This is a genomic window from Nonomuraea sp. NPDC005983, from assembly GCF_040614375.1.
In the GTDB taxonomy this organism is placed as follows: Bacteria; Actinomycetota; Actinomycetes; order Streptosporangiales; family Streptosporangiaceae; genus Nonomuraea.
Genome location: NZ_JBEXUP010000253.1, coordinates 1 through 5,618 on the forward strand (window position 1 = coordinate 1; position 5,618 = coordinate 5,618).

Consider the following 5,618-nt stretch of genomic DNA (forward strand, 5'->3'; position numbering starts at 1 on the left):
CGCGGCCCCGCCAGGCTGGCGGTGGCGCTGGGGTTACAGCGCGAGCACAACGGGCTGGACGCGGTCTGGGAGGGCTCGCCCACGGCCGTCTCGGCCGCGCACGGCGAGTTGACCGGCTACCCCACCGGATCGGCCGCCGTCCTGGAGGGAACTCCGCCCGATCCGCGAGCGATCAGGTCGGGGCCGCGCACCGGGATCTCGACCGCGAAGGACACGCCGTGGCGGTTCTGGATCGACGGCGACGCGACGGTCTCGCCGTTCCGGCCTCACGTGCCGCGCCGCCGCAACGCCGCCGCCACCTCCGTGGGGGAGGCGCCCAGCTCGTGAGGGCTGAAAATGTGCAGGTGGTCGCCGGTGTCGATCTCCAGCATCTCGCTGCGCAGGCCGTACCTCCTGCGGACGTCCACCTTGACGTCCTGGATGTCCTCCCAGGGGATCCGCCGCCTCCCGGCGAAGCCGTGCACCACGGTGATCCCCTGCGCGTCGGCCGACAGCCGCACCGGCACCAGCACGTCGCGCAGGCCCATCCCGCCCACCAGCACGGCCGCCGGCACGGCGAGCACCACGCCGCGCACGTCGCCCTGGAGATACCAGTAGATGGCGAGCCCGGCACACACCAGAGCCCCTAAGATCTTGAAAACGGCCAGCTCGCGACGGACCCTCCACATAGCTACCGAGAGTATCCAAGTGGCGGGCATGCGGCAGGATCGGGCAGGCTGTAATCACTCAACGTCTATCGGAAAGCCAGCACCGTGACCGACATCCTCGATGAGCTCGAATGGCGCGACGTCATCGCGCAGACCACCGACATCGACGCCCTGCGTGAGGCGTTGTCGAAGGGTCCGATCACGGTCTATGCGGGCTTCGATCCGACCGCCCCATCGCTGCACATGGGCAATCTCGCCACGCTGCTCATCCTCACCCGCTTCCAGCGCGCGGGGCACCGGCCGATCGGCCTGGTCGGCGGCGCGACGGGGCTGATCGGCGACCCGAGCGGGCGCAGCACCGAGCGGGCGCTGAACACCTCCGAGATCGTGGCCGAATGGGTGGCCAAGATCCGGGTGCAGGTGGAGAAGTTCCTCTCCTTCGACCCGGGCCCCACCGCCGCGACGCTGGTCAGCAACCTCGACTGGACCGCCGAGATGACGGCCATCGACTTCCTGCGCGACGTCGGCAAGCACTTCCCGATCAACCGCATGCTCGCCCGCGAGTCCGTGGCCGCGCGCCTGGGCGGCGACGGGCTCAGCTACACCGAGTTCAGCTACCAGCTCCTGCAGTCCAACGACTACCTGGAGCTGTACCGGCGCCACGGCTGCTCGCTCCAGGTCGGCGGCAGCGACCAGTGGGGCAACATCACCGCCGGCGTCGACCTGATCCGCCGCGTCGAGGGCGCCCACGTGCACGCCCTCACCGGCAAGCTGATCACCAAGGCCGACGGCACCAAGTTCGGCAAGACCGCGAGCGGCGCGGTCTGGCTCGACCCGGCGCTGACCTCGCCGTACGCGTTCTACCAGTTCTGGCTGAACTCCGACGACCGCGACGTGATCCGCTTCCTGAAGGTGTTCACCTTCCGCGACCGCGAGGAGATCGAGGCGCTGGAGAAGGCCGTCGCCGACCGCCCGTTCGCCCGGGAGGCGCAGCGGACCCTGGCCGAAGACCTCACCACCCTGGTGCACGGCGCCGACGAGCTGGCGGCCGTCGTCGCCGCCTCCAAGGCGCTGTTCGGGCAGGGCTCGCTGGAGGAGCTGCCGGCCTCGACGCTGGCGGCCGCGCTGGCCGAGGTGCCCAAGGCGACCGTCCCCGCGCTGGGGGCGCCGTTCGTCGACCTGCTCGCCGACAGCGGCCTGGTGGAGTCCAAGTCGGCGGCCAGGCGGGCGGTGAAGGAGGGCGGGGCGTACCTCAACAACGTCAAGATCACCGACGAGGCGTACGTCCCGACCGGTGACGACCTGCTGCACGGGCGCTTCCTGGTGCTGCGGCGCGGCAAGAAGTCGATCGGCGGCGTCGAGGTCGGAGCCTGACGCACCGCGCTCTGCACCGGCCCCTGTCAGGAGCCGGTGTAGAGCGCGACCGTCAGCCCCGGTACGTCCGCGGAGTGCCAGGACGACCTGAGGCCGTACCCCGCCTCCTGGACGGCCTTGATCCGCGGCAGCTTGGCGCCCTTCGCGCCGCGCCACACCATCCAGACACGGTCGCGCCCCTTGAGTGCCGCCGCGACGTCGTCCCGCTCCGGGTAGCCGAACCCGTCAGACTCGGGGGCCGCGCCCGTGAGCAGCACGTCGTCCGGCATGGACGCGTCGCCGTAGTACAGGAACCCGGCCCTGACCGAGCTCTGGCCGTACACGATCGCGTCGCCGGGCCGGGCGTCCAGCTTGCGGACCGCCCACGGGAAGTCCTCGAAACGGCCGTTGGCGTCGCGCACCTCGACCTGCTGGGCGATGCCCGCGGCCGCGGAGACGATCACGAGCGCGCAGGCGGCGGCCACCCCCATGCGCGGGACACTCGCCGCCGCGATCCCGGCCAGCAACGCCAGGGCGGGCGCGGTGACGAACAGGTACCGATCCACATAGACCGGGGTCAGCAGGTGTGAGACAGCCAGCAACAGCAGCGGCGGCAGCACCAGCCAGCCCAGCAGCGCCCCGCCCCAGGCCCGGTTACCCAGCAGCACGGCGCCGGTCAGCGCGACCACGAACAGCAGCACGCCGACCTCGGTGGCCCCCGCCGCCATCTTCGGGAACTTGAGCAGCACCTCGGGCCCACGCTGCGGGATCCAGCTGATCGCGTGCCGCTCCCCGTACCCGACCAGCCCCAGGACCAGCGCCGGGAGGCAGCCGACGGCCAGCGCGGGCAGCATCCGCGCCAGCAGCCTGCGCTGGGGCAGCAGCACGACCAGTTGCGCGGGTAGCACGAGCACCGCGAACAGGTGTGTGGAGCACACCAGCGCGACCGACACCCCGTACAGCACCCATCCGCGCCCCCGGGCAGCCCGGTGCAGCGCCCAGAACGAGAACACCACCGCGGCGGCGGCGAAGGCGTAAGAACGGGCGAACGCTCCGTAGTAGGACACCGACGGCAGCAGCGCGAAGATCGCGGCGGCCGTCACCCCCGCCCGCGTGCTGTGCAGGCGGCGTCCCAGGTCCACCAGGAACCAGGCGGCGACGCCGATCGCCACCGCCGACGGCAGTCTCAGCCAGAGCTCTGCCGTGCCCGCCTGCACCCAGAGGTGCATGAACACGTAGTACGGCAGGAAATGCCCGTCGATGTGCCGGGCCAGTTCCCACAACTGCGGGAGGGAGCGCGACGCGGCGCTGATCGTGGCCAGCTCGTCGCCGTTGAGCGTCGCGGACCCCGACCCGGTGAAGGCCACCGCACCCGACAGCAGCGCCGCCCACCACGGGCTCGACCCACGCAGGCGTGCGACGGAGGGTGCTGGCGGGGCGATCGTGGCGGCGCTGGTCACCGGGGCAGGATACGCGCATAAGCTCGGACATATGGCTGACGTGATCGTGTTCGACCTCTATGGGGTCATCGCCCGGACCCAGACCGACGAGGCGAAGAAGCGGATCGTCGACCTGGCAGGCGTCCCGGGGGAGCGGTTCTGGGAGGCCTACTGGGCCTGCAGGCCCGCGTACGACGCCGGTCAGGAGAGCCGCGCCTACTGGGACGCGGTCGCCGGACGGCTGGGGACGCGGTTCCGCTCCGTCGAGGCGTTGATCGAGGCCGACCTCGACAGCTGGTGCCGGGTCGACGACGAGATGGTCGGAGTGGTGCTGGACCTGGCGGACCGGGGGCGTCGGCTCGGGCTGCTCTCCAACATCATCGAGGACCTGGTGCCGATCTGGGAGGACCGGCACGGCGACTGGCTCGGGCGGTTCGCGGCGCTGACGTACTCATGCCGGATCGGGGTGGCCAAGCCGGACCGGCGGGCGTACGAGATCTGCGCGGCCAGGATGGGCGTGCCGCCGGAGGACGTCCTGTTCTTCGACGACAACGAGACCAACGTCGTGGCGGCCAAGGAGGCCGGGATGGCCGCCGAACTGTTCACCTCGGCGCACCAGGTGCGCGCCCTCACGGCCTGAGCCCGCCTACTGGCTGGTGGTGCGCACGGGCCGGACCACGATGACAACCCGGCGTTCCGCGTCGCCGACCGGGCGCTCGTACGCCAGGCCGTAGCGGGTGGCGAGCACGTCGAAGAAGTCGCCGGCAGGGTCGGGATCGACCCGCTCGACCACGCCCCGCACCTCCAGGTACCGGTACGGCTGCTCAGGGTCGTTGATCGACACCGCCACGTGCGGGTTCGCCATGACGTTGCGGCACTTCCGACGGTCTGTCGTGGTGGTGAACCGGAGGAACTCGCCGTCCCAGATCGTCCAGACCGGGTTCACGTGCGGCTCGCCGCCGGGCGCGATGGTGGACAGGTGGGCGAACAGGGGACGACTCAGCAGGTCCAGGTGACTTTCGGGGATCATGTGCGCTCCTGTGTCTAGGCGGCTGTCGCCGCCGAAGTTATCAAAGTATTGATGGTTATCAATACTTATACATCTGATCCAGCTTGTACGATCCACGCCATGCGGATGCCTGCGGAGGAACGGCTCGGCCTGGACATCAAGCGGGTGGAACAGGAGCTGATGGCTGCCAAACAACTGGCCGTGCGGCCTGCCGGCCTGACCGTTCCGCAGTACGCCGCCCTCTTCGCCCTTTCCGGGAGTCCCGGCATCTCGGCCGCCGCCCTTGCCCGCGCCTGCCTGGTGACACCGCAGGCGATGACCGTCGTGCTGAGAAACCTCGAGGAACGCGGCCTGGTCGAGCGCACCCCGCACCCGTGGCACCGCAACGTCTTGGAAACCCGGCTGACCGACGCCGGTCGCACCGCCCTCGACGCGGCCGACCAGCGGGCGGTGACGGTCGAACGCGAGATCGCCGAGGCGCTGACGCCCGGCGAGCGGGAGACCCTGCGATCCCTCCTGGGCCGCTGCGAAGAGGCGATCGGCCGCGCGTCGTCGCGGCTGAGCTGACGCGCGCCTGCCGGGCTTCCAGCGCGCGCCGCTGCGCAGCCCAGCCTGGCTCGTCACGGAAACCCGTCGGCGCCGTCATCGCCGCAGGTTGTCAGCCGGACGCGACACCGCGCCGGCGCGTGGCGCGAAGCGCGATTTGACTCTTGCCGGATGCCGACCTAATGTTTCACCTCGCCCCGGGAGTGAGCCGGACGCCACAGGCGGACGGGCCCCAGGGGCAGCCCCTTGAGAACATGCCACTCGGCCGAGGCGCGACGCGCTCAGGCAGGAGTCGTCTCGGGCACGCGCGGATCGCCGGAAATTCGGTTGATTCGACATGCTCCGGATGACACGGTAGTTTAAGAGGGTTGTCCCGGAGACGGGGCGAAACCCATCCTAGGCGGGTTGAGCGAGCTTCAGGCAAATCCCCGGATTTGACAGAAGATCGAGCGCCTGCTAAGATGGAAGAGCGAGAGGTGCGCCTCTGATCGCAGATCGACAGGATCTGAGTGACGAAGTTCGCGTCCGCTTCTTGAGAACTCAACAGTGTGCTAAAAGCCAGTGCATGATGCACAAACCCCGTCATTGATTTGACGGATTCCTTTTGGTTGGGATTCAACCATT

At 69.9% G+C, this 5,618-nt stretch carries 7 protein-coding genes; 4 read left to right on the plus strand and 3 right to left on the minus strand.

Annotated features, from left to right (window positions below):
- Positions 1-327 (plus strand): DNA-3-methyladenine glycosylase (locus ABZ297_RS45950; protein ID WP_355360654.1); only part of this gene is annotated, 327 nt, incomplete at its 5' end.
- On the opposite strand, the gene ABZ297_RS45955 is transcribed toward ABZ297_RS45950, so the two are convergent.
- Positions 267-668 carry a PH domain-containing protein gene (locus tag ABZ297_RS45955; RefSeq protein ID WP_355360657.1) on the minus strand — a complete coding sequence of 134 codons (402 nt, stop codon included), beginning with the start codon at positions 666-668 and terminating at the stop codon, positions 267-269. The two genes, ABZ297_RS45950 and ABZ297_RS45955, sit on opposite strands and share 61 nt — an antisense overlap.
- Positions 669-752: 84 nt before the next feature.
- Here ABZ297_RS45955 and tyrS point away from each other — a divergent pair, with 84 nt between their 5' ends.
- Positions 753-2,021: a tyrosine--tRNA ligase gene (tyrS, locus tag ABZ297_RS45960; protein ID WP_355360660.1), complete on the plus strand. Its 1,269-nt coding sequence runs from the start codon at positions 753-755 to the stop codon at positions 2,019-2,021.
- A 26-nt stretch (positions 2,022-2,047) separates the two neighbouring features.
- Here the strand turns inward: tyrS and ABZ297_RS45965 are convergent, their stop codons facing one another.
- Entirely contained in the window at positions 2,048-3,460 is a 1,413-nt protein-coding gene (locus ABZ297_RS45965; RefSeq protein WP_355360663.1) for a glycosyltransferase family 39 protein, read from the minus strand.
- 31 nt (positions 3,461-3,491) lie between these two features.
- Here ABZ297_RS45965 and ABZ297_RS45970 point away from each other — a divergent pair, with 31 nt between their 5' ends.
- Entirely contained in the window at positions 3,492-4,079 is a 588-nt protein-coding gene (locus ABZ297_RS45970) for an HAD family phosphatase (RefSeq protein ID WP_355360666.1), read from the plus strand.
- A 6-nt stretch (positions 4,080-4,085) separates the two neighbouring features.
- Here ABZ297_RS45970 and ABZ297_RS45975 read toward each other — a convergent pair whose 3' ends face one another.
- Positions 4,086-4,469 (minus strand): PPOX class F420-dependent oxidoreductase, encoded by a 384-nt coding sequence (locus ABZ297_RS45975; protein ID WP_355360669.1) that lies wholly within the window; start codon positions 4,467-4,469, stop codon positions 4,086-4,088.
- A 99-nt stretch (positions 4,470-4,568) separates the two neighbouring features.
- Between ABZ297_RS45975 and ABZ297_RS45980 the strand changes: the two genes are divergently transcribed.
- Positions 4,569-5,015, plus strand: a complete 447-nt coding sequence (locus ABZ297_RS45980; RefSeq protein ID WP_355360672.1) for a MarR family transcriptional regulator — start codon at positions 4,569-4,571, stop codon at positions 5,013-5,015.
- Positions 5,016-5,618: the final 603 nt, after the last annotated feature.

Coding starts and splice junctions, on each gene's coding strand:
- ABZ297_RS45975 (WP_355360669.1), bottom strand. CDS start 4,469: ATGATCCCCGAAAGTCACCTGGACCTGCTGAGTCGTCCCCTGTTCGCC.
- ABZ297_RS45980 (WP_355360672.1), top strand. CDS start 4,569: ATGCGGATGCCTGCGGAGGAACGGCTCGGCCTGGACATCAAGCGGGTG.
- ABZ297_RS45955 (WP_355360657.1), bottom strand. CDS start 668: ATGTGGAGGGTCCGTCGCGAGCTGGCCGTTTTCAAGATCTTAGGGGCT.
- ABZ297_RS45970 (WP_355360666.1), top strand. CDS start 3,492: ATGGCTGACGTGATCGTGTTCGACCTCTATGGGGTCATCGCCCGGACC.